The sequence below is a fragment of the Amorphoplanes digitatis genome (assembly GCF_014205335.1).
Taxonomy (GTDB): domain Bacteria; phylum Actinomycetota; class Actinomycetes; order Mycobacteriales; family Micromonosporaceae; genus Actinoplanes; species Actinoplanes digitatus.
In genome coordinates this window covers 6221629-6248020 of sequence record NZ_JACHNH010000001.1, presented here as the reverse complement: position 1 = coordinate 6248020, position 26392 = coordinate 6221629, and the positions used below count along the sequence as shown (strand labels likewise).

13 protein-coding genes are annotated in these 26392 nt (G+C 73.2%); 11 read left to right on the top strand and 2 right to left on the bottom strand.

The genetic code is table 11. The annotated features are described in order from the left end of the window. Positions 1–79 precede the first annotated feature (79 nt). The 11 genes from BJ971_RS27335 to BJ971_RS27285 all read left to right on the top strand — a co-directional run bounded on the left by BJ971_RS27335 (position 80) and on the right by BJ971_RS27285 (position 22352). Positions 80–2785: an AfsR/SARP family transcriptional regulator gene (locus tag BJ971_RS27335; RefSeq protein ID WP_239087435.1), complete on the top strand. Its 2706-nt coding sequence runs from the start codon at positions 80–82 to the stop codon at positions 2783–2785. Positions 2786–2903: 118 nt separating this feature from the next. Continuing rightward, on the top strand, positions 2904–4190 hold the full coding sequence (locus tag BJ971_RS27330) for a phenylacetate--CoA ligase family protein (RefSeq protein WP_184996058.1): 1287 nt from the start codon (positions 2904–2906) through the stop codon (positions 4188–4190). Then, a complete protein-coding gene (locus tag BJ971_RS27325) occupies positions 4184–5401 on the top strand; it encodes an aminotransferase class V-fold PLP-dependent enzyme (protein ID WP_184996057.1) in 1218 nt (405 codons plus the stop codon). Before BJ971_RS27330 ends, BJ971_RS27325 begins: the two co-directional genes overlap by 7 nt. Then, a complete protein-coding gene (locus tag BJ971_RS27320) occupies positions 5398–7131 on the top strand; it encodes a non-ribosomal peptide synthetase (protein WP_184996056.1) in 1734 nt (577 codons plus the stop codon). The genes BJ971_RS27325 and BJ971_RS27320 overlap by 4 nt, the downstream gene beginning before the upstream one ends. Further along, positions 7128–8135 carry a class I SAM-dependent methyltransferase gene (locus tag BJ971_RS27315; RefSeq protein WP_184996055.1) on the top strand — a complete coding sequence of 336 codons (1008 nt, stop codon included), beginning with the start codon at positions 7128–7130 and terminating at the stop codon, positions 8133–8135. Before BJ971_RS27320 ends, BJ971_RS27315 begins: the two co-directional genes overlap by 4 nt. Positions 8136–8144: 9 nt before the next feature. Beyond that, entirely contained in the window at positions 8145–11213 is a 3069-nt protein-coding gene (locus BJ971_RS27310; protein ID WP_184996054.1) for a non-ribosomal peptide synthetase, read from the top strand. Next, positions 11210–12907: a carbamoyltransferase N-terminal domain-containing protein gene (locus tag BJ971_RS27305; protein ID WP_184996053.1), complete on the top strand. Its 1698-nt coding sequence runs from the start codon at positions 11210–11212 to the stop codon at positions 12905–12907. Before BJ971_RS27310 ends, BJ971_RS27305 begins: the two co-directional genes overlap by 4 nt. Further along, on the top strand, positions 12904–16788 hold the full coding sequence (locus BJ971_RS27300; protein ID WP_184996052.1) for a 2OG-Fe(II)-dependent halogenase WelO5 family protein: 3885 nt from the start codon (positions 12904–12906) through the stop codon (positions 16786–16788). The genes BJ971_RS27305 and BJ971_RS27300 overlap by 4 nt, the downstream gene beginning before the upstream one ends. Next, a complete protein-coding gene (locus BJ971_RS27295) occupies positions 16779–19925 on the top strand; it encodes a non-ribosomal peptide synthetase (protein WP_184996051.1) in 3147 nt (1048 codons plus the stop codon). Before BJ971_RS27300 ends, BJ971_RS27295 begins: the two co-directional genes overlap by 10 nt. Before the next feature lie 11 nt (positions 19926–19936). Next, a complete protein-coding gene (locus BJ971_RS27290) occupies positions 19937–21190 on the top strand; it encodes an MFS transporter (protein ID WP_239087439.1) in 1254 nt (417 codons plus the stop codon). Further along, entirely contained in the window at positions 21177–22352 is a 1176-nt protein-coding gene (locus BJ971_RS27285; RefSeq protein WP_184996049.1) for a cytochrome P450, read from the top strand. The genes BJ971_RS27290 and BJ971_RS27285 overlap by 14 nt, the downstream gene beginning before the upstream one ends. On the opposite strand, the gene BJ971_RS27280 is transcribed toward BJ971_RS27285, so the two are convergent. Further along, positions 22303–26157: a non-ribosomal peptide synthetase gene (locus BJ971_RS27280; RefSeq protein WP_184996048.1), complete on the bottom strand. Its 3855-nt coding sequence runs from the start codon at positions 26155–26157 to the stop codon at positions 22303–22305. The two genes, BJ971_RS27285 and BJ971_RS27280, sit on opposite strands and share 50 nt — an antisense overlap. Next, positions 26147–26377 (bottom strand): MbtH family protein, encoded by a 231-nt coding sequence (locus BJ971_RS27275; RefSeq protein WP_184996047.1) that lies wholly within the window; start codon positions 26375–26377, stop codon positions 26147–26149. The genes BJ971_RS27280 and BJ971_RS27275 overlap by 11 nt, the downstream gene beginning before the upstream one ends. Positions 26378–26392 lie beyond the last annotated feature (15 nt).

Here is a 26392-nt window from a genome sequence, read left to right as displayed (position 1 = left end):
TGTTGAGGTGCCTGTGCGTTTCGACCTCCTCGGCCCGCTCCGCGTGTACCGCGAAGGCCGGCCCGTTCCGCTGGGCTCGGTGAAGCAACGTCTGCTCCTGGCCACCCTGCTGCTGCGCCCGAACGAGGTCGTGAGCACAAAGGAGCTGGCCTCGGTGCTGTGGGGCGACGATCAGCCGGCGTCGGCCGCGGCGAATCTGCGTACCTACGTACGCGGGCTGCGGAAGTCGCTGGGCGGCGGGGCGCCCTGGGAGGGTATCGCCGCCGCGGCCGGCGGCTATCTGCTGCGGGTGGGTACGGGCGAGCGGGATCTGGACCTGTTCGACGCCGCGGCGGCGCGGGGCCGCGACGCTCTCGCCGCCTCGGATATGGAACGGGCCGAGGCCGAGCTCTCCGCGGCGGTGGGCCTGTGGCGTGGGGACCCGCTGTCCGACCTGCCGCTGCGCCCGGCGCTGACCCGGCGGGTGGCGCAGCTGGAGGAGCGCCGGCTGCTCGCCGAGGAGGACTACGCCGAGGCGCTGCTGGCGCTCGGCGTGCCGGCCGATGTGGTGCGGCGGCTGCGTGTCCTGCTCGACCGGCATCCGCTGCGGCAGCGGGCGTGGGGGCAGCTGATGGTGGGCCTGTACCGCATCGGGGACGTGGCCGGTGCCCTCGATGCCTTTCGGCAGGCCCGGCGGGTGCTGGCGGAGGAGACCGGCCTCGATCCCGCGCCGGAACTCGCCGAGTTGTACGACGACATGCTGCATCACCGCCTCGGACCGGTGCCGGCCCCGGCGCCGGGCCCGCTCATCCAGCGCCCCGAGCAGTTGCCGCGCGCCGTGCCGGGGTTCGTCGGCCGCAGCGCCGAACTCGCCGGCCTCGACGCGCTCCTGGACAGCGGGGAGCAGGGTCCGACGATCGTGGCCGTCTCCGCGGTGTCCGGGATGGCCGGGATCGGCAAGACCGCCCTGGTGCTGCACTGGGCGCACCGGGTGGCCGACCGCTTCCCCGACGGCCGGCTCTATGTGAACCTTCGCGGGTACGACGAAGCCGGCGTGGTCTCCCCACCGGACGCCCTGTCCGGCTTCCTCGAAGCGCTCGGCGTACCCCACGCCCGGATACCCTCCGGTCTCGAGGCCCGGACCGGGCTCTACCGCAGCCTGCTGGCCTCCCGGCGGATGCTTGTGGTGCTCGACAACGCTCGCGACTCCGCCCACGTTCGTAGCCTGCTGCCCGGTGCCGGTGGCTGCACGGTCGTGGTCACCAGCCGCGACCGGCTCGACGGCCTGATCGCCGCCGAATCGGCCGCGCCGCTGACCCTGGGCGTCCTCACCGCAGACGAGTCGGCGATCCTGCTGGCCAACCGGCTCGGCGCCGGTCGCATCGCGTCCGAGCCGGCCGCGGTGGCCGACATCGTCGAGGCCACCGGCCGGCTCCCGCTGGCGTTGTCGATAGTGGCGGCACGCGTCGCCACCCATCCCACGTTCTCGCTCGGCGCCATCGCCGCCGAACTCCAGTCGGCCGAGGCGCGGCTGGACGCGCTGGACGACGGCGACGTCCGGCGCGTCTTCTCCTGGTCGTACCTGGCGCTGGGGCAGGACGCGGCCCGGCTGTTCGCCCTGCTGGGGCTGCACCCGGGCCCGGACCTGACCCCGGCCGCGGCCGCGGCGCTCGCCGGCGTGCCGACCGGAACCGTCACGCCGCTGCTGCGGGAGCTGACCCGGCTCCATCTGCTGGCCGAGCACGCACCCGGCCGGTACGCCTTCCACGATCTTCTGCGCGCTTACGCGGCCGAGCTCGCGGAGTCGCCGGAGCGCGCCGGCGAGCGCGCGGCTGCCCTGGGGCGCCTGTACGACCACTACCTGCACGCCGCCTACCCGGCGGCGCTGCTGCTCCAGCCGCAGTGGCCGCGGATCGAGCCGGTGCCACCGCTGCCCGTACCCGCCAGGCGGACGGTGACCGATCACCACGGCGCGCTCGCCTGGTTCACGGCGGAGCACCGGGTGCTGGTCAGGGTGGTCCAGCAGGCCGCCGAGAACGGCTTCGAGGCGTACGCCTGGCAGATCGCCTGGGCTTTGAACACCTTTCTGGCGCCGCGCGGCATGTGGCAGGACCAACTCGCCAGCCAACGGATCGCGCTGACCGCCGCGGAGAAGATCGACGATGTCGTCGGCCAGGCCGCCGCCAACCGTCTGCTCGCCCGCGCGATGACCCGGCTCGGCGACCTCGACGCCGCCGAGTACCGGCTGAAGTGCGCCCTCGAGCTGCACGCACGCCTCGGCGATCACACCGGTCAGGCGCAGACGCTGCACAACTACTGCGAGCTCTGCTATATGGACGGACGGCCCGACGAGGCGCTCGCGCACGGTCGCGAGGCGCTGCGGCTGTACCGGCTGGTCGGTAACCACCCGGGGGAGGCCCGGACGCTCAACGCGATCGGCTGGCTGCTGGCCAGCACCGGCGACTACGCCCGGGCCATCGAGAGCTGCACCGAGGCGCTCGCCAAGCAACGCCTGAGCGACGACCGCAACGGCCAGGCCGCGACGCTGGACAGCCTGGGTTTCGCCTACGATCGCCTCGGCGATCGCCGGCGCGCGGCCGACTGCTACGAGCAGGCGATCCAGCTCTTCCGCGATTCCGTCGACCGGTATCACGAGGCGGAGACCCTCATCCGGCTCGGGGACACCCGCGAAGCGATGGGCGACCGGGCGGCCGCGATCGCCGCCTGGCGCCAGGCCGTGCGGATCTACGAGGACGTGGGCGACCCCGCGGCCGAGGAGGCCCGCCGCCGCCTCGAACGTCGTTGAAGCCTATCCGCTGAGCCCCTGACGTGGTGCGGCGTTCGGGCGCTCGTCCGGGCGCGCTAACTGAGCACTGGTGTCCCACCGCCGCCGCGGGCCACTGTTTGCGGCGGGAGGGGGCTCGATGGATACCGCGACAGTGCGTGACACGCCCACCATCGGTGCGGCGTGGCGTGAGGCGCGATACGCCTTCGAGAACGCGCCGGCGTATCGAAGGCTTCTCGCCGAAGCCGGCGTCGACCCCAGCGGGCCGGCCGGCGAGGCGGCCTTCCGCGAGCTGCCGTTCACGGACAAGGAGTTCTACCGGTCGAACTATCCCGCCGGGGTCGTCGCCCGCGCACAGGTGCCGGCGAACGACAAGCATGTGCTCAAGAGCCACAGCTCGGGCACCGGAGGCGAGCGGCTGACCACTGTCGCCTACACCTTCGATCTCGCCCGGCGGATGTCGGCCACGACCTCGGTGTTCCCCGCCCTGCGGGCGGCCCTGCTCGGGCTGGGCTCACAGCGGATCGCCCGGTACGCGGCACCGAACTGCTCGGACGTCGAGTGCGCCGCGCCGAACTCGACAATGGAGAGTCGCCTGCTGCGCGACGGCACGCTCGTTCTGCCCGTGGGTCACGACCTGCTCGCCACCTCCGAGGCGCAGGTGGCGCAGGCGATGGACGAGATCGGTTCGTACCGGCCCGACTGGTTCTACACCGACGCGACCCACTTCGCCTTCCTGATCCGCCAATACCTGGCCAGGGGGCAGAGCCCGCCGCGGCCGGCGGCCGTCATCCTCACCTACACCCTGGCGACCCAGGTCGCCCGCCGCCAGATCCGTGACGCGCTCGGCGTCGAGGTGCCGATCGCCGAGGTGGTGTCGATGTCGGAACTCGGCTGGGTGGCGATGGACTGCCCGCTCGGCCGCCTGCACCTGAACAACTCCGCCTTCCACATCGAGTTGCTCGACCGGGTCGGGCTGACGCCGGTGAGCCGAGGCCAGATCGGCGAACTCGTCATCACCTCGCTCGGCGACCGGCTGCTGCCGCACGTCCGGTATCGCACGGGCGACCTGTACCGGCTGATGACGCCGTGCCCCTGCGGCCATCCCGCGCCGACCGTCCGGCACGAAGGGAGAGCCGTGCACTTCCTGTACGGCCAGGATTCGCGCACGGTGTCACCGAAGCAGTTCGACGACATCGTCGGCGCCGACCCGCACGTGATCGCCTACCGGATGCAACAGGTGTCGGACCGGCGGTTCCGGTTAAAGTTCATCGCGGCGCCCGCGGCACCGGCCGATGCGGGTGACGCGCTCGCCGCACGGGTGCGGGCCGCGCTGGGCGCGCGGAGTCTCGTCGACGTGCAGCGGGTGGACTACATCCCGTCCGAGCGCAGCGGCAAGTTCCTGTCCTGCGTCGGCTCATGCTGACCCGTACCGGCAGCGGCGCGGCCCTCGCCTCGCCGGCCTCCTTCGACGTGCTGGCCCGCACCGTCGCCGGCCGGCGGCTGATCTATCTCGACAGCGCGGCGACGACCCTGCGGCCGCGGCCGGTGGTCGACGCGGTGTGCCGGTATTACACGACGAACGGCGCGAACATCCACCGCGGGAAGCATCTGCTGTCCGAGGAGGCCTCGGACCAGTACGAGCGGGTACGCATCCAGACGGCGGAGTTCGTCGGAGCCCGGTCCGAGGAGATCGTTTTCGTACGCAACACGACCGAGGCGTTGAACATGGTCGCGGCCGGCCTCGACCTGAACGCCGACGATCTCGTGCTGGGCAGCCTCGACGCGCACCACTCGAATCTGCTGCCCTGGCGGGTACGTTCGAGGCTGCGGCTGATCCCGGTACGCCCGGACGGCGGCCTGGACCTGGCCGAGTTCGAGCGCGCGCTGGCCGAGGGCCCGAGGGTGGTCGCGCTCACCGCGTGCTCCAACGTCACCGGGGTCTATTCACCCCTTGACGGGCTGATCCGGCTCGCCAAGCAGGCCGGCGCGATCGTCGTTGTCGACGCCGCACAGTCCCTGCCGCACCGCCGGGAGATCTTCCGCGCGGCGGGCGCCGACTTCGTGGCGTTCTCCGGACACAAGATGTGCGGCCCGACCGGCGTCGGCGTCCTCTGTGGACGGATGTCGGCGCTGGAGCGGCTCCGCCCGGTCATGCTGGGCGGCGGCACCGTCGACTGGGTCGACACGCAGGGCCACCGGATCCGGAAGGTTCCGCACCGCTTCGAGTACGGCACGCCGGACATCGCCGCCGTCATCGGCTTCGGCGCCGCGCTGTCCTACCTGGACGAGCTGGGAGAGCGGGAGATCCGCGAACACGACACGGTGTTGGCGAACGCGCTCCTGGCCGAGTGCGCGCGGCGCGACACGGTCCGGGTGATCGGCCCGGCGCCGGACGGCGACCACGCCGGTGTGGTCTCCATGGAGCTGCCCGGCTTCGCCCGCCTGGACGAGGTCGCCCGCGCGCTGAGCGACTCGTTCGGCGTCATGTGCCGCAGCGGCCACATGTGCGCGCAGCCCCTCGTCGACGGCCTCGCCGGCGGCCAGGTCCTGCGGATGTCGACCTACATCTACAACTCCGTCACCGACGTCGAGGAGGCCTTCCACTGTCTGGACAAGGTGTTGGAGGCATTGTGACCGGCGCGGACCTCACCGAACCGTTCTTCGCGGCGGCGGCGCGCACACCGCGGGCACCCGCCGTGTACGACGGCGCCGTGTACTCCTACGGCGAACTCGCCGAGTGGGTCCGAGGCGCCGGCGGCCTGTTCGAGGTCGCGCCGAACGGCACCATCGCGGCGATCGAGATCGAACGCGGCGTCCACTGCCTGGTGGCGTTCCTCGCCGCGCTGGACGCCGGCGCCGTACCGGTGCTGGTGGATCCCGGACTGCCCGGCGCGCGGCGCCGGCAGATCCTCGATGACTGCCGTCCCGGCCTGGTCGTCGACGCCGCCGGCGTCGAGCGGGCCCGGCACGCGGCCGGCCCGCGGCGGCAACCCGCACCGCATCCGCAGTCGTTGGCGTACGTCTGTTACACCTCCGGCTCGACCGGCCGGCCCAGAGGGGTGGCGGTACCCCGGGCGGCACTGGCGGCCCGACTCGTCTGGGGCCAGTCCCGCTACCCGCTCGGCGCGGGGGACAGGGTCGCGTGGCTGACCTCGCCCGGCTTCGACTTCGGCGTCTGGGAGATGCTCGCGCCGCTGTGGCACGGTGCCGGCGTGGTGGTGGGCCACGACCAGGCGATGCGGGACATGCGCGCCACCGCCGAGCAGATCGTCGGCGCCGGTGTGACGGCGGCGCACTTCGTGCCGTCGGTGCTGCGCGCCTATCTGCGGACCGTCGAGGTCGACACGCTCGGCGGGCTGCGGTACCTGTTCCTCGGCGGCGAGGCGTGTGACGCGGCGCTGCTGCGGCGGCTGCGACCGCTGCACGGCACGCGGGTGTTCAACCAGTACGGTCCCACCGAGACCTGCATCGACTCGACCTGGTTCGAGTGCACGGGCCTCGACTTCGCCGACGGCGATGCCGTACCGATCGGTCGCGCGATCGACGGCACCCGTGCGGTGGTCCTCGACGACCTGGGCGGAACGGGGGTTCCGCAGGGCGAGTTGGGGATCGCCGGCGCGGGGCTCGCCTGGGGCTATCTGAACGATCCGCGGACCACGGCCGAGCGGTTCGTCCCGGACCCGACCACGCCGCACGGCGATCGGATCTACCGCACCGGCGACCTGGTCCGGGTGGGCGCCGACGGCCTGCTGGAGTTTCTCGGCCGTCGCGACGAGCAGGTCAAGGTCAACGGGGTACGGGTCGAGCCGGCGGAGGTCCGGGCCGCGCTGTCCGCCCGCTGTCCCGGCGCCGAGGTGGCCGTCGGCAGCTGGGCCGGACCGGGCGAGGAGGTCCGGCTCGTCGCGTTCGTGGCCGGCGCCGGCGGCGCGCTGGACGCCGGGCAGCTCGCCCGGCAGATGCACGCGGGCCTGCCCACCGCCATGGTGCCGATGGTGGTCACCGTGCCCGAGCTGACCCGCCTGCCCTCGGGCAAGGTGGACGTGCCGGCCATGATCGCCGCCTACCTGACCGCGGCACCCGGCGAGGGCACGGCCGACGCCGGCGCGGTCGAGGGGCAGATGACGGCGACCGAGTCGCGCCTGGCCGGCATCTGGGCGCAGGTGCTCGGCGTCCCGACGGTGCGGACCGGCGACAACTTCTTCGAACTGGGCGGTCACTCGCTGATGGCGATCGAGGTGGCGGCCCTGATCGAGGAGGAGTTCGACGTGGAGCTGCCGCTGCGCGAGGTGTTCGACTGCGACACGCTCGGCCACCTCGCCAAGTTGGTGGAGGCCTTGCGCCATAAGGAAGGTGGAGGGGAATGACCATCGTGGCCCGTCTCGGCGCCGACCCGCCCGCGCGACTGTTCAACTCCGCGCTGGCGGCGTACGCCGTCGTCACCGCGTGGGAGGTGGGGCTCCTCGACGAGCTGAGGGCGGCGGGCCGGCTGGACATCGCGCGCTTCGCCCGCGAGCACGACCTGCACGAGCCGTCGGTCCGCGCGGTCCTGTCGGCGCTGGAATGGGCCGAGGTCGTGCGGGTGTCCGACGACGCACACGAGGCGAGGACCGCGGACGCGTTCCCGGAGATCTACGCCACCAAGGGCTTCTTCGGCTGGCTCCTCGGCGGCTGCGGTGAGCTGCTGCGTACCGGCGGCGTCGTCGCACAGGGCGGCAGTTGGGGCCGGGGGCTCATCCGCCGGGACGCCGGCCGGATCGGCACCGGCACCGCCGACTTCGGCCGGCAGTTCATCGACCCGGTGCTGGACCGGATGCTCGAGGGCATCGACTACACCTGCATCGCGGACCTGGGCTGCGGCAACGGCGACCGCCTGGTGCGTGCGGTGCTCGCCCGGCCCGGATCGCGCGGCGTGGGCATCGACATCGCGCCGGACGCCATCGAACTGGCGAGGAAGCGGGTCGCCGAGGCCGGCCTGCTCGACCGGGTGGTCCTGGTCGAGGCCGACGTGTGCCGGCTGGAGCCGCGACCGGAGTTCGCGGACGTGGACGTCGCGACCTGCTTCCTGATGGGCCACGACTTCTGGCCCCGGGAGAACTGCCTGGCCGTCCTGGACGGGTTCCGCGCCGTCTTCCCGCGGCTGGGTGGCATCGCGCTCGGCGACACGTACCGCTCCGAACGGTCGCCCGGCGCGGACCTGCCCATCCTGACGCTGGGCTTCGAGTACGTGCACGCGCTGATGGACAAGTACGTGCCGACGCTCGGCGAGTGGCGGGACGTGTTCCCCGACTCGGGGTGGCGGTGCCAGGCGGAGCACGACGTCACCCTGCCGCCGAACACCAAGATCTTCCACCTCGTCCGGGCGAGCTGAGGCGGGGCCATGGAGCTGCCGGCGATCCACGCCCTGATCAGTGCTCAGGCCCGGGACCGGCCCGGTGCGGTGGCGCTGCGGGACGACGCCGGCGTTCTCGACTACGCCGACCTGGAACACCGGTCCGACGACCTGGCGGCCCGCCTCGCGCTGGAACCGGAGACCCGGGTCGGCATCTGGATGCGGCGCGGCCGAGGCGCCGTGGTGGCGTCGCTCGCCGTGCTGAAGGCCGGTGGCACGTACGTGCCGCTGGATCCCGCCTACCCGCCGGACCGGGTCCGCTTCATGATCATCGACGCCGGGTGCACGGTGGTGCTGACGGACGGCACCATGCCGGTTCCCGTACCGGATCAGGTCCCGACCGTCGACCTCTCGCGGCCGGCGGCGGGTCCGTGGCCGGCACCGGCCACGGCCGTGCACCCGGAGCAGGCCGCGGTGGTCCTCTACACCTCGGGCTCCACCGGACGGCCGAAGGGCGCGGTGCTCACCCACGCCAACGTGGTCGCCCTCGCCGGCGGGCATCCGGCGCTGCGGCACTCGCCGGGTGACCTGGTGGCCCACGTGCTCAGTTCCTCGTTCGACGCGGTGCTGCTCGACGTGTGGGGCGCGCTGACCCAGGGCGCCTCGGTCTACCTGTGCACCGACGACGTGCTGCGCTCGGTCGGTCATCTGATCGAGGAGATCGACCGGGTTCCGGTGACCACCCTGCCGTTGACCAGCTCGTTGCTGCATCAACTCGCCGCGGTCGCGCCGGACTGGATCGGGCGGTGCGACCGGGTGTGGTTCGGCGGGGAGGCCGCCGACGCGTCGGTCATCCGCGGGCTGCTGGCCGCCGGTACCCGCCTGATACATCACTACGGCCCGACCGAGTGCACCTCGATCTCCACCGTGTACGTCGTGGAATCGGAACCCACCGGCACGTCCGCGCTGCCCATCGGGCGTGGCCTGTCGACGGTGGAGCTGCGTGTGCTCGACGCCGGCCTGCGTCAGGTCCGGCCCGGTGAGACCGGCGAGCTGTTCATCGGCGGGCCACAGGTCGGTCGCGGCTATCTCGGCCGCGCCCGGCTGACCGCCGAGCGCTTCGTGCCCGACCCGTTCGCAGGCGTACCGGGCCGGCGCCTGTTCCGCACCGGCGACCTGGTTCGCGAGCTGCCCGGCGGTGATCTGCTCTTCGTCGGCCGGACCGACGAACAGGTGAAGATCCGGGGATACCGGGTGGAGCCGGCCGAGGTGAGCGCGACGCTGCGGACCGTGCCGGGCGTGCGGGACGTGGTCACCGTCGCGAGGCCGGACGACTCCGGCGGACGGCAACTGATCGCCTATGTCGCCGGCCCGCCGGGCATCGAGGCGACGCTGCGCGAGACCACCGCCCGGACCCTGCCCGAGTACCTGCGGCCGGCGCGGTACGTGGTGCTCGACGCGCTGCCGCTGCTGCCCAACAAGAAGGTCGACCGGGCCGCGCTTCCTCCCCCGCCTGTACAGGATCCGGGCCTCGATCAGGGCGTCGGTCCGGACGGCGTCCAGGCCCGGCTCGCCCGGTTGTGGTGCGAGCTTCTCGGCGTGCCGGCCGTACGGGCCGGCGACGACTTCTTCGGGCTCGGCGGCTACTCCCTGCTTGCCGCCCGGATGATGAACCGGGTTCAGGAGGACTTCGGCGTCCGGGTGCCGCTGCGCGTGCTGTTCGAGGCGCGGACCCTCGGCGAACTGGCCTCGGTCGTGGCCGAGGCGGTCACGGTCGAGGCGCCACGGCCGGCGGTCGCCGCCGCCCGGCGGCCGTCACCGGAGCAGCGTGAGCTGTGGTTCGTCGACCGGCTCGACCCGGGCGGCAGCGACTACAACAGCCCGATCGCGTTCCGGGTCACGGGACGGCTGGACCTTGCTGCCCTGCGCCGGAGCATCGACGAGATCGTCCGGCGGCATGAGGTCCTGCGGTGGACGTTCCGCTCCACCGGCCGGGACGTCGCGGTCGTGGTCACCCCGCCGCAGCCGGTACCGCTTCCCGTGGACGACCCGCCGGCGACGATCGAGCGCTGGCTCGACGAGCACCGCCGGCAGCCGTTCGACCTCGCCACCGGACCGCTCCTGCGCGTCCGGGCACTCCGGCCGGCCGCGGAGGACGTCGTCGTGCTGGTCACCGTCCATCACATCGTCTTCGACGGATGGTCGTTCGGCGTCCTCGTCGACGAGCTGGGCCGGCTGTACGACGCGTACGCCCGCGGCGAGCCGTCGCCGTTGCCGGCGCTGGCCGGCCAGTACGGCGACCTGGTCGCGGCCGACCACACCCGGATGGACTCCGGTGAACTGGCGGGCCAACTGGACTACTGGCACGGCGCACTGGACGGCGCGCCGTCCGTCATCGAGCTGCCCGGCGGCGTGCCGGGCACGCCCGGTCCCGCCGTGCCGGCCGCCGGCCGCATACCGGCCGGGGTCGCCGCCGCCGTACGGGACCAGGCCGCGCGCCGACGCGGGACGCCGTTCATGGTGCTGCTGGCGGCGCTCGGGCTGGTCCTGCGGGCGACGTCGGATGCGGACGACATGGTGATCGCCTGCCCGAACCTCCGGCGCCCCGGACCGGACGCCGACAAGCTGATCGGAATGTTCGTGCACATGCTGCCGATTCGGCTTCCGGTCGGCGGACGGCAGCGCCTCGCCGAGTTGCTCGCCGCGGTCCAGGAAAACGTCGCCGGCGCGCTGGTGAATCAGGACGTGCCGTTCGAACGGATCATCCAGCGGCTGCGGCCGGCCCGCTCGGGCCGCGCCAGGGCACCGTACTCGCAGGTCGTGTTCAACATGGTCGGCCTACGGATGCCGGTACCCCGGCTGGGCGGGCTGCGGGTCGAACCGCTGCGGGTCGACACGCCGGAGGCACGGGTGCCGCTCGCGGTCATCGTCTCCGAGCCGGCGGACCGGTACGAGTTCACCGTCCTCGCCGACCCGCGCCGGGTCAGCCCCGAGATCGCCGACCAGGTCGCCAGGCGCCTTCCCCTGGCCGCGCGACTGGTCGCCTGCCAGGACGGGCTCACCGTCGACGAGGCCGTACGGATTCTGCGGTCGGCACCAGGAGGTAGCCACACATGATCACCTGTGGGCTCAAGCTCACCCATGACGGCGGGGTCGCCGTGTTCGACGGTACCCGGCTGTTGTTCAGCATCGAGGTCGAGAAGCTGTCGAACAATCACCGGCACGCCGAGGGCGACCGGCTGGAGGTGGTCGAGGACATCCTCTCCGCCGAGGGCCTGGACCCGGCCGACGTGGACGTGTTCGTCGTGGACGGGTGGCACGCGACCGGCGGCGAGTCGCTGGCCCGCCTGGCCGTCCGCAACCGCGACCGCGCGGTCGCGCTGCATGTCGCGCCCTACCAGGAGACCCCGGCCCGGGACGGTGCGCTCACGGCCCATCACGGCGACGGGCTGCCGGTGGGCCGCCGCGACCGCCCCTACGTCAGCTACCACCACGCCACCGGCCACGTCTTCGCGGCCTACAGCACCAGCCCGTTCGCCGCCCGGGGCGAGCCCGCTCACGTGCTGTCGTGGGACGGCGGCATGCTGCCGCTGCTGTACGAGGTACGGCCCGAGCCGTTCACCATCCGCAGCCTCGGCCCGCTGCTTCCGCTGTACGGCAACGCCTTCACCGAGTTCGCCGGACACTTCGCCCCGTACCAGGCGGAGTTCACGGCCGAGCAGGCCGCGTTCGGCCGCACCCGCCCCTCGGGTGTGGCGGGCAAGGCGATGGCGTACGCCGGCCTGGGCCGCGCCGACGCCGGCACGACGGCAACACTCGCGACGTTGCTGGACGAGGCGGACGTCATCTCGATCGAAACCGGCGCGGCGCTCGGCCGCAACGTGCAGCGGCAGCGGGACCTGCTCTTTCCCGGCCGCACGGACGCCGACCTCATCGCGTCGTTCCAGCAGTACCTTGGCCGGCAGTTGGTGGACGCCTTCCGCCGCATACTGGGTGGTCGCGCCGGCGACGGGGTCAACCTGTGCCTCTCGGGCGGCTGCGCGCTGAACATCAAGTGGAACAGCGCGTTGCGCTCCAGCGGCCTGTTCGCCGAGGTGTGGGTGCCGCCCTTTCCCAACGACGCCGGATCGGCCTTCGGCGCCGCGTGCGCACACCTGGCCGGCGCGCAGGGAGAGTTGTCGGTCACCTGGGACGCGTATCAGGGCCCGCGGCCGGTACCGGCGGAGCCGGCGCCGGGCTGGGAACGGGAGCCGTGCGATCCGGCGGGCGTGGCGCGGCTGCTGCACGAACGGGGCCAGCCGGTGGTGGTCCTCGACGGCCGGGCCGAACTGGGGCCCCGGGCACTGGGCAACCGGAGCATCCTGGCGCCGGCCGACGACCCGAAGATGAAGGACCGGCTCAACGAGATGAAGGGCCGCGAGCCGTACCGGCCGGTGGCGCCCATCTGTCTCGAGGCGTCGGCACCGCAGATCTTCGATCCCGGCACCCCCGATCCCTACATGCTGTTCGACCACGTCGTGCGCGACGAGTGGCGTACCCGGATTCCCGCGGTCGTGCATCTCGACGGAACCGCCCGGCTCCAGACCGTCAGCCCCGCGCAGCATCCGGTGGTGGCCGAGATCCTGACCCGCTACGCCGAGCACACCGGCGTACCCGTGCTCTGCAACACCAGCGCCAACCACCAGGGCCGTGGCTTCTTCCCCGACGTCTCCTCGGCGACGCGTTGGGGCGGCGCGGACTACGTCTGGTCGCAATCGTGGCTCTACCGTGCGCCCGGCGCACCCGAGCTGGACGGAGGGACAGTGTCGTGACCATCCACGAGCGCTTCAGGGCACGCGCCGCCGGGTCACCGGCGTCGACCGCCATGGTGCACGGCGAGCGGACCGTCGACTACGAGACGCTGGACGCCGCGTCCGACGCGGTGGCGGTGACCCTGGCACAGGCCGGAGCCGGCGCGGGCGCGTACCTGCCGGTGCTGCTGCCCCGGTCGCCCGAGTTGGCGGCGACCCTGCTGGGCATCCTCAAGATCGGCGGTTGCTACGCCGCGCTCGACCCGGCGTGGCCGCCGGCTCGCATCGCGGCGCTGGCGGCCACGCTAGGCGGGCCACTGGTCCTGCCGCCGAACGCCGCGGCACCGCCCGGCGTGCCGTGCGCCCACCTCCCCGACGGGGACGTGGCGATGTGGGCCAAGCTCGGCCTGCACCCGGACCGGCCGGTCGTCGACGACACCAGCCCGGCGACGGTCTTCTTCACCTCAGGCAGCACGGGTGTGCCGAAGGCCGTCGTCTCGCCGCACCGGGCCACGGTGGACCTGCTGGCCGGCTGCCGGTTCGCGGAGTTCGACGAGCGGACGGTGATGCCGCTGGCCGCGCCCGTGCCCTGGGACGCGTTCAGCCTCGAGCTGTGGGGCCCGCTGCTGTCCGGCGGCACCTCGGTGGTGGTGGACGAGCCGTACCTGGACGCCGCCAGTCTCCGGCGGGTTGTCGGCCGGGCCGGCGTGAACACCGCGTGGCTCGGAGCGGCCCTGTTCAACGTGGTGGTGGAGGAGGACCTGGACGCGTTCGCCGGGCTGCGCCAGGTGATGATCGGCGGCGAGCGGGTCTCGCCCGGTCACGCCGCCCGGTTCCTCCGCCGGTATCCGGACGTCCATCTGGTCAACGGGTACGGGCCGGTGGAGTGCACCATCTTCGCGACCACCCACCGGATCACCGAGGCGGACTGCGCCGATCCGGCCGGCGTCCCGATCGGCAGGCCGGTGGCCGGGACCGACGTCCACGTGCTGACCGCCGACGGGCAGCAGTGCCCGCCGGACGAGAGCGGCGAGATCTACCTCGAGGGTTCCCGGCTGGCGCTCGACTACCTGTCCGAGGCGGACGATGAGGCGCGGTTCGTGGAACGCCGGCTGGCCGGCCGGACCCGGCGGCTGTACCGCACCGGCGACCTCGGGCACCGGTCGCCGGCGGGCGTGCTGCACTACGACGGCCGGGTGGACCGGCAGGTCAAGATACGCGGGCACCGGGTGGCGCCGGAGGAGGTGGAGCGCGAGGTGGCGCGCCGCAGCGGAGTCAGCCGCTGCGTCGTCGTGTCCCCCCGCGACGAGACCGGCCGGCACGTCGGACTGGTGGCCTTCTACACGACCGACGGCGCACGGGTGGACGGCGCCGCCCTGCGCGCCGCGCTCGCCGGCGAACTGCCCACCCACCTCCTGCCGGACCGGCTGGTCTGGCGCAGCGCGTTGCCACTGCAACCCAACGGCAAATTGGACCTGCGGGTCCTGGAACAGGAAGCCGGCGTGATGCTGCGCCAGCCCGTCGGTGCGGCCGGCCCGCTCACCTCCGGTGACGACGTGCTCGTCGCGGTGCGGCAGGCCTACGCCGCGGTGCTCGGGCGCCCGGACATCCCCGACGACGTTGCGTTCTTCGAGCTGGGCGGGACATCGCTGGACGCCGGCCGGGTCTGCATCCGGCTCGCGCGGCACCTCGGCGTCGAGGTTCCGGTGTCCCGGTTCATGCGCCGGCCCACCGCGGGCGGTCTCGCGGAATGGCTCGCGACGGTGACCGCCGAGCCGCACACGGCGCCGACGGCGGCCGGCCATCCGCCGCGCCGCGTACCGCTGCTGCCGATCCAGATCGAGTTCCTCCTGGCCAACGAGGTATCCGCGGACACCGCCGCCAACTGCCCGTTCGGCTGGTGGATCGAGGGACCGCTGGACGAGGCCGCACTGGCCCAGGCGGTACGCGACGCCCACGCGCGGCACGAGTCGCTACGGGCCCGGTACGTGTTGGACGACCCGCCGGTGGCGGTGGTCGAACCCGGCACCGGCCGGGATCCGCTGCGGGTGCTGCCGCAGGCGGACACCGAGGAGCAGGCGACGCCGATCGTCCTGGCCGAGCTGGAACGCCCGCTGGACCTCGCCGGCGGTGAGGTGTGGCGGGTGGTGCTCGTGCGGTGCGCGTCGACGGCCCGGACGCTGCTCGGCGTGGTGGTGCATCACATCGCCTGGGACGGCAACGCCGAGTTGGTCCTCGTCGACGACCTGTCCCGGTGCTACGCCGCCCGGGCGGCCGGGCGGGAACCGGCCTTCCCCGCGCCGGCGCCGTCGCTCACCGAGATGTACCAGGCGTACCAGCAGCCGCTGGGCAACGCCGACCTGGCCGAGCAGCGCGCCTTCTGGCGGGCGGAGCTCGACGGGCTGGCGCCTCTGTGCTTCGCCGACCGGCCCGATCCCGATGCCGCGGAGTCGGACGCGATGGACGTGTGGATCACCCCGGATGACGTCGCACTGTGCGACGCGCAGGCCGCGGCGGCCGGCTCCACGCGGTTCGCCGCCCTGTTCAACGCGTACGCCGAAGGCATCGCGACCGTCACCGGTGCCCGTGACTTCGGGGTCGGCGTACCGGTCACCAAGCGCCGCGACCCGGCCGGCGGCGGCGGCGTGAACTGCCTCATCGACATCGTCTGCGTCCGGGCCCGGCCCACGCCGTACGACGAGCCGGTGACGGCCCTGCGCGGCACGGGCCGGCGGATGCGGGCGGCGCTGGGAGCGCAGGACATCGCCTTCAGCGAGGTCGTGCGCGTCGTCAACCCGGAGCGCACCGGGCGCCCCGCGCTGTACCAGACGATGTTCACGCTGGAACCCAAGAACGACCCGGGGCTGGAGCTGACCGGCTGCACCGCCCGGTTCTTCCGCTCGGACCCGCCGATCGCGATGACCGAGCTGGGCAATGCCCTGTGGCCGCAGACCGACGGTGGCTACCGGGCACACCTCGTCTTCCGCCCGGACCGGGTGACCCGGCAGACGGTGGCCGACATCGGCGACGCCATGCTCGCCGCCATCCGCCGGGGCAGCGCGCACACCGGCAGGACCACCGGCCTCAGCGGATGGAGCGGCCCGGCCGACTACTTCCGCCTCGTCGAGCGCACGTCGTTCGACCCGGCCGACGCGGTACGGGTGCTCCGCGGCGAGGTGGCGGGTGTGGTGTTCCGCCAGGCGTACTCCCCGGCGGAGGTGGCCCGGATCCTCGACCGGTTCCGCGCACACCCGGCCGCCGTCCAGCGCGACGACGACGCGGCCGGCATCTACCTCGGCGCGTACCACTATCAGAAGACGACCGCCGACTACCTCGCCGATGCGCGGTCCACCCGCGAAGCGGTGGAGCAGGTGTTGTGGTTCGAGGGGAGTCCCTGGCGGGCCTTCCGGGAAGGGCTCGCCACCTACCTCCGCGGCTCGGGCGTGACGTTGCGCCCCGCCGGACACGACGGTGGCCAGGCATGCCTGGGTGTCGCGCGGTCCTGGGCCGGCCGGGGCGACTTCGCGCTCGTCCCGCACGAGGACGGCGCACAGTGCGCCCACCCGGCGCAGGCCGGGTTCGAGGTGCAGCTGGTACCCGGCTACCAGGTGGGTGCCGTCAACCTCTGCCTGGCGAACGAGGGCGGCGGCCGGCTGGTCTTCTGGAACATCAAGCCGGACGATCCGGGCCGGCGCCGGTTCCACACGCAGCTCGACGGCGGCCCCTACCCGGTCTCGGCGCTGGCGGGAATCCCGAGCATCAGCCTGGATGTCGGGCCCGGCGACCTGTACGTGTTCAACGCCGGGCACGTGCACGCCGTGACCCCGAGCCGGGGACCGCGGGCCACCGCCTCCATGCTGCTCGGCCACCGCGACGACGACACCGTCATCACATGGACGTAGCCGTGCCGCTCTCCTTCGCGCAGCAGCGGCTGTGGTTGCTGGACCAGCTCGCCCCGCGGGCCGGCTCCTACGCGATGGTCGTCTCCTACCGCCTGGACGGGCCCCTCGACCGCCCGGCGCTGGGCAGGGCGCTGACAGAGATCGTCACCCGCCACGAGGTACTCCGGACGACCTTCCCGGCCCGGGACGGTCAACCCGGGCGGGCCGCCGCACCGCCGGCACCGGTGCCGGTCACGCTCGCGACCTACCCCGGGCGGGGTGACGGGGAGTCGGCGCGGTCGTGGTCGTCGCGGTGGGCGGCCGAATTCGGCGACCGGCCGTACGACCTGTCGCGAGGGCCGTTGCTGCGGGCCGGGCTCGCCCGCCTGGCCGAGCGGGAGCACCTGCTGGTGATCGGCGTGCATCACATCGTCGCGGACGGCTGGTCGATGCACGTGCTGCTGGACGAGCTGGTGGCGCTCTACCCGGCGGCCCGGCGAGGTGAGCCCGGCCCGTTGCCGCCGCTCGCCCTGCAGTACGGCGACTTCGCCCGGCAGCAGCGGGACCGGCTGGCGGGTCCGGTCCGGGCACGGCTGGGCGAGTTCTGGCGTGACCTGCTCGCCGGTGCGCCGGCCCTGCTCGACCTGCCCACCGACCGGGCGCGGCCGCCCACCGCGGCGTCGTACCGTGGCCGCAACCATCGGCTGCGGATCGCACCGGAGCAGGCGGAGCGGTTGCGGTCGCTGGCCCGCGGCGAACGGGCCACGCTGTTCATGGTCCTGCTGGCGGCGTATCAGCTCATGCTGGCCCGCAGCACCGGTCAGGACGACATCGTCGTCGGCGTGCCCTTCGCGGGTCGCGACCGCCGGCATGAGTCCCTCATCGGACTCTTCGTCAACGTGCTTCCCGTGCGGGGCGACTGCCGTGGCGATCCGCGCTTCACCGATCTGGTGACGCGTGCCCGCGCCGCGATCCGGGACGTCTACGGCAACCAGGAGATGCCGTTCGAGCAGATGGTGGAGGAGCTGGGACCGCCGCGCGACATCGGCTACAACCCGATCTTCCAGGCGACCGTGCAGCTCCTGCCCGAACAGCGCCGGTGGAACTTCGACCTGGGTGACGGCCTGAGACTGACGCCGGAGTACACCGACGAGACCCGGTGGACCCGCTTCGATCTCGAACTGCACCTGCACGAGACCGCGGACGGCGGCATCGACGGCGACCTCGTCTACGCCACCGACCTGTTCGAGGAGGTGACGGCGCGGCGGATGGCGGACCGCTTCACCGATCTGCTCGCCGCCGTCGCCGACCGGCCGCAGGCCCGCCTGAGCGAGCTGCCGGCGCTGCCGGACGCCGAATGGCACACGGCCGTCGTGGCTCACAACAACCGCCGGGTGCCCTACCCGGATCGCTGCCTCCACGAGCTCTTCGCCGACCAGGCCCGGGACACGCCGGACGCGGTCGCGCTCGTGTACGGGGACGCGTCGCTGACCTACGGCGAACTGGACCGCCGGACCAACCGGCTGTCCCGGTACCTGCGTGGGCAGGGGATCGGTTCCGGCAGCGTCGTGGGCGTCTGCCTCGAACCCGGTGCCGACGTGGTGATCGCCCTGCTGGCCGTGCTGAAGGCCGGCGCCGCGTACCTGCCGCTCGACGCCGCCGATCCGGTGGCCCGGGCGCGGCTGCTGCTCGCGGACGCGTCCGCACCGACGGTGCTCACCAGTGCCGCACTCGCCGACCGGTTCGGCGACGCGTTTCCGTGCCCCGTGCGCCTGGACCGGGACGCCGGGCGCTGGCGCGACCTGCCGTCGACGCCGCCGCGGTACCCGTGCGGTCCCCGGGATCTCGCGTACGTCATCTACACCTCCGGCTCCACCGGCATCCCGAAGGGGGTAATGGTCGAGCACCGGCAGGCGATCGCGCTCCTGTCCGATACCGGGTACGCGGGCTTCTCGGCGGGGATGCGGACGGCGCAGACGGCGCCGGTGTGTTTCGACGCCGCCACGTTCGAACTCTGGGGGCCGTTGCTGCACGGCGGTTCCTGCGTCCTGCTCGACGGCGGGCGGCCCGATCCGGACACCGTGCACCGCGCGATCGCCCGCAACGGCGCCACCACCCTGTGGCTCACCACGGGGCTGTTCAACGTGTTCGTCGACGAGAAGTCCGCCGTCTTCGGCCACGTCCAGCAGGTCATCACGGGCGGCGAGGCCGCGTCGGTGGCGCATTTCCGCCGGGTACGCGAGCTGTGGCCGCGCCTGCGGATCAGTCATGCCTACGGGCCCACCGAATGCACCACCTTCGCGAGCATGTTCGACGTTCCGGACGAGATACCGCACTGGTGGCGCACCATCCCGGTCGGCCGGCCGATCGCCAACACCTGCCTGTACGTCCTGGACCGAACGGGACGACCGGTACCCGTCGGCGCGCCGGGTGAGCTGTACATCGGAGGTGCCGGTGTCGCCCGCGGCTACCTCAACCGTCCCGGCCTGACCGCCGAACGGTTCGTTCCCGACCCGTTCGGGGCGCCGGGTGCCCGGATGTACCGCACAGGCGACCACGTGCGCCAGCGCTCCGACGGCGACATCGAATTCATCGGGCGGATCGACGACCAGGTGAAGCTGCGCGGATTCCGGCTGGAGTACGGCGAGGTGGAAGCCGCGCTCCGCGGTCACGAGGCGGTGCGGGACGCGGTCGCCGTCGTCCGCGAGGACCGGCCGGGTGACCGGCGGCTCGTGGGGTACGTCGTACCGGAGGCGTCGCCGCTGCCGGCCGCCGCGATCCTCGACCACCTGCGGGAGCGGCTGCCCGGGTACATGGTCCCCAGTGCGCTGGTGCCGCTGGCGGCGAAGCCGCTGACCCGCAACGGCAAGGTCGACCGGGCCGCCCTGCCGGAACCGCCGGCCACCGGCCGACCCGACCCGGCCCCCGTACCCGGTGATGGCCTGTCGCGGCGGGTGGCCCAGGTGTGGGCCGAGGCGCTCGGCGTGGAGTCGATCGGACCGCACGACAACTTCTTCGACCTGGGCGGGCACAGCCTGCTGGCCATGCGGGTCGTCGCGCAGCTCAACGACGGCGGCGTCGACCTGAGCTTCGACATGCTGTTGCGTCACCAGACGGTCTCCGAACTGGTCGCCGCGATGGCACGGCGGAAAGGCTGACCGCCGTGGCGATGGCGAACTACGGCATGGCGGCGTTGCGGGAGAAGAACTTCCGGCGGCTCTTCCTCGCACAGACCGCGTCCGCGCTCGGCAACGCGCTCGTCCCGGTGGCGATCGCGTTCGCGGTCCTGGACCTGACCGACTCACCGACCGCCCTCGGCATCGTGCTGGGCACGCGGGCGGCGACCCAACTGCTGTTCATCCTCGCCGGCGGCGTCATCGCCGACCGGTTCCCGCGCCGGGTCGTGATGATCGCCGCGGACGGGGTCCGGTGCCTGACCGGCGCCGCGGTCGGGATGCTGCTGCTCGTCGCGCATCCGTCCCTGTGGACGCTCGTGGTCCTGTTCGGGATCGACGGCATCGCGGCGGCGGTCTTCACACCCGCGGCGGCGGGCATGACACCGGCCGTGGTCAGCCCGGGCAACCTCCAGCAGGCCAACATGCTCCAGGCGATGACCCAGTCGGCGGCGGCGATCGCCGGCCCGGCCATCGCCGGCGTGCTCGTCGTCACGGCGGGGCCGGGGTGGGCCGTCCTGGCGACCGCCGCGTCGCTCGCCGTCGGCCTGGTGTTCCTCGGCCGGATCCGGGTCGACCGCCCACCACGCCCCGCCGATCCGCACTTCCTGCGCGAGCTGCGGCAGGGCTGGGACGAGCTACGCGGCCGGACCTGGTTCTGGGCGGTGGTGCTGTCATCCACCGCCGTCAACGGCCTGATCGGCGTCTACATGGTGCTCGGCCCGCAGGCCAGCCGCCAGTTCTACGGCGGCGCGGCGGTGTGGGCGGCGGCCGTCACCGCCGGCGGCGTCGGCGCGGCGCTCGGCGGGTTCGTCACGATGCGCCTGCGGCGGCGGCATCCACTGCGGACGGCGGTGCCGCTGGCGGCGCTGTACGGGTTGCTGCCGATCGCCTTCGCGGCGGGCGCGCCCCCGGTGGTGATCATGGCGGTCTCGGTGCTCGGCAGCGTCGGCGCCCTGACGTTCGGCGGCGTCTTCCAGACGCTCGTGCAACAGCACATCCCCGAGCACCTGCTGTCCCGCGTCTCCGCGTACGAGTGGGTCGGCGGCCTGCTGGTCTATCCGATGGGGCTCGCACTGGCCGGCACCCTGGCCGGGCTCGCCGGCGTCCGGACCACGTTGCTCTGGGTCGGCGCCATCCAGGTGGCGGTCGTGCTGGTGTTGCTGCTGGTCAGAGACGTGCGAAACGTTCGCGACCGGACGGTGGACGCACCGGTGACCATCGGAGAGGAACGGCATGGATCTGGGTGACCCGCGGCTGTACGGTTCGCCGGGCCGGTACGCGATGTGGCACGACCACGCCACCGATGACGCGATCGTCTGGAGCGACCCGGGCAGCTCCCCGTCGGGGTTCTGGTCGGTCTTCTCGCATCGGGCCTGCGCCGCGGTCCTCGGCCGCCAGGCGCCGTTCACCTCCCGCTACGGCATGCTCATCGGCTTCGACGCGGAGCACCCGGACCGGGCCGGCGGCGAGATGATCGTCGCCGCCGACGGCGCCCGGCACACCCGGCTACGGGAGATCCTGGGGCGTTTCCTGTCCCGGCCGGCCGTGGCCGCACTGGAACCGTTCGTGCGCAAGGAGGTCGACCACCTGCTGACCGAGATGCGCGAGACGGGGGTGGTCGACGTCGCGCGGCACATCGGGCCGCTGCTGCCCGCCGCCGTCGTCTGCGAGGTGCTGGGCGTGCCGGCGGGTGACCGCGAGTACGTCATGGGGCTGACCGACGCCGCGTTCGCCGGCCCCGGCAGCGAGTCGACGGCGGCCGCCTCGGTGCGGGCACACACGGAGATCTTCTGCTACTTCGGTGAACAGCTCGCCGCGCGCAACCGCTCTCCCGGGGACGACCTGATCAGCGCCCTGCTGGCCGAGGACGACCTGACCCAGGACGAGGTGCTTGTCAACTGCTACAACCTGCTCATCGGCGGCAACCAGACCACGCGCCACGTGATCGCTGGCTGCTTCGACGCGGCGAGCCGGACACCGGGGCTCCTGGCCGCCGTCCGGGCGGATCCCGGCGTGGTACCGGCGGCCGTCGAGGAGGCCATCCGCTGGGTGTCGCCGGGCATGCACGTGTTGCGGGTGACCACCGCGGAGCTGACGCTGTGCGGGCAGGCCATCGGCGCCGGGGAGCCGGTGGTCGCCTGGCTGGCGGCGGCGAACCGCGACCCGCGGGTGTTCGCGCAGCCGGCGGCCTATCGGCCGGACCGCAGCCCCAACCGCCACCTGGGCTTCGGGCACGGACCGCACGTGTGCCTCGGCGCCCGCCTGGCCCGCCTCGAAATCGCCGTCCTGCTCCAGGCGCTGGCCGAGCGGGCCGGGTCGGTCCACCTCGCCGGTGACCCGCTGCCGACCCGCTCCAACCTCATCCAGGGCTACCGGAGCCTGCCGGTCGAGCTCCGATGGCCGGGGTGAGCAGCCGGCGCACCCGCGCCGCGAGCGCGGGGGCGTGCTCCTCGCCCAGCATGCTGTGATGGTCGCCGGCGGCGCCCTCGGCGACGAGCGCCCCGCCCGACCAGCGGCTCCAGCCGAGATCCGGACCCGAGCCGTCGTCCGGGCCGTCCTCGGCGCGCAGCACGGTCAGCCGGCCCTGGTGCCGCCCCGCCGGCCGGTACGCGAGCAACGCGGCCAGGTGCGCCCGGAAGACCGCCTCCAGCCGTTGCGCCCGAACGGCCGGAGGCATCAGGACGGGCGGGGGTTCGGCGGTCCGGTCGGCCAGGAACGGGGCGGCCCGGCTGTCCAGCAGGAGCACCTGTGCCTCGGTGGCGGCGCGCTGATGCATCTGTAGCGCCATCTCGAAGGCCACCACCCCGCCGAAGGACCAGCCGCCCAGCAACACCGGGCCGGCGGGGTCGAGCGTCTTGAGGTACCGGGCGGCCATCTCCTCGATGCTGTGGTCCGGCTCGGTGCCGGAGTCGAGCCCGTCGGGCACGATGCCGGACACCGTGAACGTGTCGCCGAGCGCCCGGGCCAGGGGCGCGTAGCAGTCCAGCCCGCCGCCGGCCGGGTGGACCAGGATCAGCCGCGGCAGCCCGGGCGGGCCGGCCCCGAGCGGTACGAGCGCCGACATCCCGTGCACCGGGGCGGCGGCCAGTCTCGCGGCCAGTTCGCGGACGGTCGGTGCCTGGAAGACGTCCGCCACCCGTACCGGCACCGAGAGGGCCTCCTCGGCCAGCAACGCCAGCCGCAGGGCCGTGATGGAGTGCCCGCCGAGGTCGAAGAAGCCGTCGTCGAGGCCGACCTCGCCGCCGCCGAGCACGGTGCTGAACAACCGGCGCAACGTGCGCCGCGTGGGATCGTCGTCCTCCCGCGGTGCGGCGGAGGTCCGCGGCGGTGGCGGCGGCGGGAGGGCGTCGCGGTCCAGCTTCCCGTTGCGGGTCAGCGGCAGCGCGGCCAGCGGGACGTAGGCACCGGGCAGCATGTGGGCCGGCAACGACCGGGCGAGATACGCCCGCAGGCCCGCCGGCGGATCGCCGCCGTCGACCGGCACCACGTACGCGACGAGTCGCTGCTCGCCGCGTACCGCCACCGCGCAGGCAGCGACCTCGGGATGGGCGCTCAGGGCCGCCTCGATCTCGCCCAGCTCGATCCGGTAGCCCCGGATGCTGACCTGGTCGTCCAGCCGGCCCAGATACTCACACTCGCCGTCGCCGGTGCGGCGCGCCCGGTCGCCGCTGCGGTACATCCGGCCGCCGGGTCGCCCGCTGAACGGATCGGGCAGGAACCGCCGCGCGGTGAGCGCCGGCCGGCCCAGGTACCCGCGGGTCACGCCGGCGCCGCCGACGTACAACTCGCCGGGAATACCCTCGGCCACCGGCGCCAGCTCGCCGTCCAGCACGTACAGCGTGACGTCGTCGAGAGGGCCGCCGATGGGGCTTCCCGCGCGCTCGGCGGCATCCGCCGGCAGGACCGGACGGTACGTGGTGTGCACGGTGGTCTCGGTGATCCCGTACATGTTGACCAGCCGCGGCCCGTCGGCGCCGAACACGGCGAACCAGCCGGCCACGTCGGCCGCGGTCAGCGCCTCGCCGCCGAGGATCACCACGCGCAGGGCGAGCGCCTCGCGGGCCGCCGGCTCGCGCGCCAGCACGGCGGTCAGCCCGCGCAACGCCGACGGTGTCTGGCACAGCACCGTGACCTTCTCGGCGACGAGCAACGCCAGCAGCTCGTGCGGGGACCGGGTGGTCTCCTCGGGGGCCACCGCCAGGCGTCCACCATGGACGAGCGCGCCCCACATCTCCCACACCGAGAAGTCGAACGCGGGGGAGTGCACCATGGTCCAGACATCGTCGGAGCCGAAGCCGAACAGCGGCTCGGTGACCGAGAACAGGCGGGCCACCTGGGCGTGCTCGACCATCACCCCCTTGGGGCGGCCGGTCGACCCCGACGTGAAGATGACGTACGCGAGGTTGCCGGGGTGTGTGCCGCGGGCCGGGCCGGCCTCGGGCACGGTGTCGAGCCGGGCGGCCTCGGCCGGGTCGTCCAGGACCAGCACGCCGCCGCCGTGGTGCGGTACCCGGCCGAGCAGGTGAGCCTGTGTGATGAGTACCCGTGGCCCGACCTCGTCGAGGATCATCTCCAGCCGCGCACGGGGCAGCCCGGGATCGAGCGGCAGGTACCCGCCACCGGACTTCAGCACCGCGAGCGCCGCCACCACCACCTCGGGACCGCGTTCCAGCCAGATGGCGACCGGCTCCTCACCGCGTACACCGAGCGTGCGCAGGCGGTGGGCCAGCCGGTCGGCCCGCGCGTCCAACTCGGCGTAGGACCATCGTCGCCCCTCCCCGCTGATCGCCGTGGCGGCCGGGGTGGCGGCGGCCCACCGTTCGACGCCGGCCGGCAGGAGCACGGCGGCCGGCGCGGCGCCGGCCATCCGGTCACCCTCGTCCGGCGCCGGCAGGTGCAGCCGGCTCACGGGCAGATCCGGTACGGCCATCGCCGACTCCAGCAGGCTGTGCAGTTGCCGCAGCAGCCGGGTCGCCGTCGCCGGGTCGTACAGATCGGCGCTGTATTCGAGGGCGAGCCGCACGCCGCCGTCCGGCCGGCCGCCGACCCCGAGGATCAGGTCGGCCTTGGCGCTGCGGGACTCGATGTCGACGGGCTCGATCCGGAGGCCGGGAATGCCGAGATGCCCCATCCGCCCGCCGAAGCCGGTCTGCATGGCGAAGATGGCCTGGAAGAGCGGGGCGTGCGCGGGCGCCGAGCCGCGCGACAGCAGCTGTGCGAGGTTCTCCAGGGGTGCGTGCAGGTGGGCGTAGGCGTCCAGGGTGACCTCTCGCACCCGTCGTACGAGCTGGCGGAAGGTGGGCCGGCCCGACAGGTCGATCCGCAACGGCAACGTGCTGACGAAGAATCCGATGAGCGGTTGCCACTCGGCGCGGGTCCGGGTCGCGATGGGACAACCGATGCAGATGTCCTCCTGCCCGGTGTAGCGCGCGAGCAGGGCCGCGTACCCGGAGAGAAGCACCATGAACGGCGTGGCGTTGTCGGTCGCCCGGCCGAACGCGGCGATCGAGTCGAGGAGCGCGGCGGGCAGCATCCGGTCGCGGCTGCCCCCGACCGCGGTGGTGACAGCGGGACGCGGCCGGTCGGCCGGCATGTCGAGCAGCCGCGGCGCGTCGGCGAGCAGGTTGGTCCAGTACCCGATGTCGGCGGCCGACTCCGGTGATCCGGCGCGCGCTCGTTGCCAGGCCACGTAGTCCCGGTACCGCGCCTGAAGCGGGGGCAGGGGCGCTCCCGCGTCGTGGTAGAGGGCACCCAGCTCGCTCAGGAAGATTCCGGTCGACCAGCCGTCGAAGACGAGGTGGTGGAACGTCACGACGAGGACGTGCTCGTCGGCTGCCAGGCGGAGCAGGCGGGCGCGCAGCAGCGGTCCGGCGTACAGGTCGAAGGTCCGCGTCAGTTCGCCGTCCAGGATCCGGTCGACGGTCGCGGTGCGGTCGGGCTCGGCCAGCTCGGCGAGGTCGGTCGTCGGCAGATCGACGGGCAGGTGCTCCTCGATCACCTGGTACGGCACGCCGTCTTCCTCGGTGAAGTGGGTGCGCAGCGCCTCGTGCCGGGCGACGACCTGGTTGAGGGCGCGGTGCAGCGCCGCGGTGTCCAGGCTGCCGGACACCCGCCACGCGTACGGAATGTGGTACCAGAGCCGTCCCGGCAGCAGCCGCTCCAGGAACCAGATCTGGTGTTGGATGCCCGATACGTGGTGCCGGTCAGGCGTCATGAGGCCGGTCGGTCGCCGCCGCCTTCAGGTACTCCCGAAGAGATCGAGGACGCATGTCGGTCCACACCCGCTCGATGTGGTCCAGGCAGGCCGCCGTGCCCCCGCTGACACCGACACTGCGCCAGCCCGCGGGCACGTCCTTGCCGTCCGGCCAGATGGAGTACTGCTCTTCGTCGTTGACCACGACAAGGTAGGTGCGGCCGTCGTCATCGTCCGTCACGCGGTCCTCCTCCGT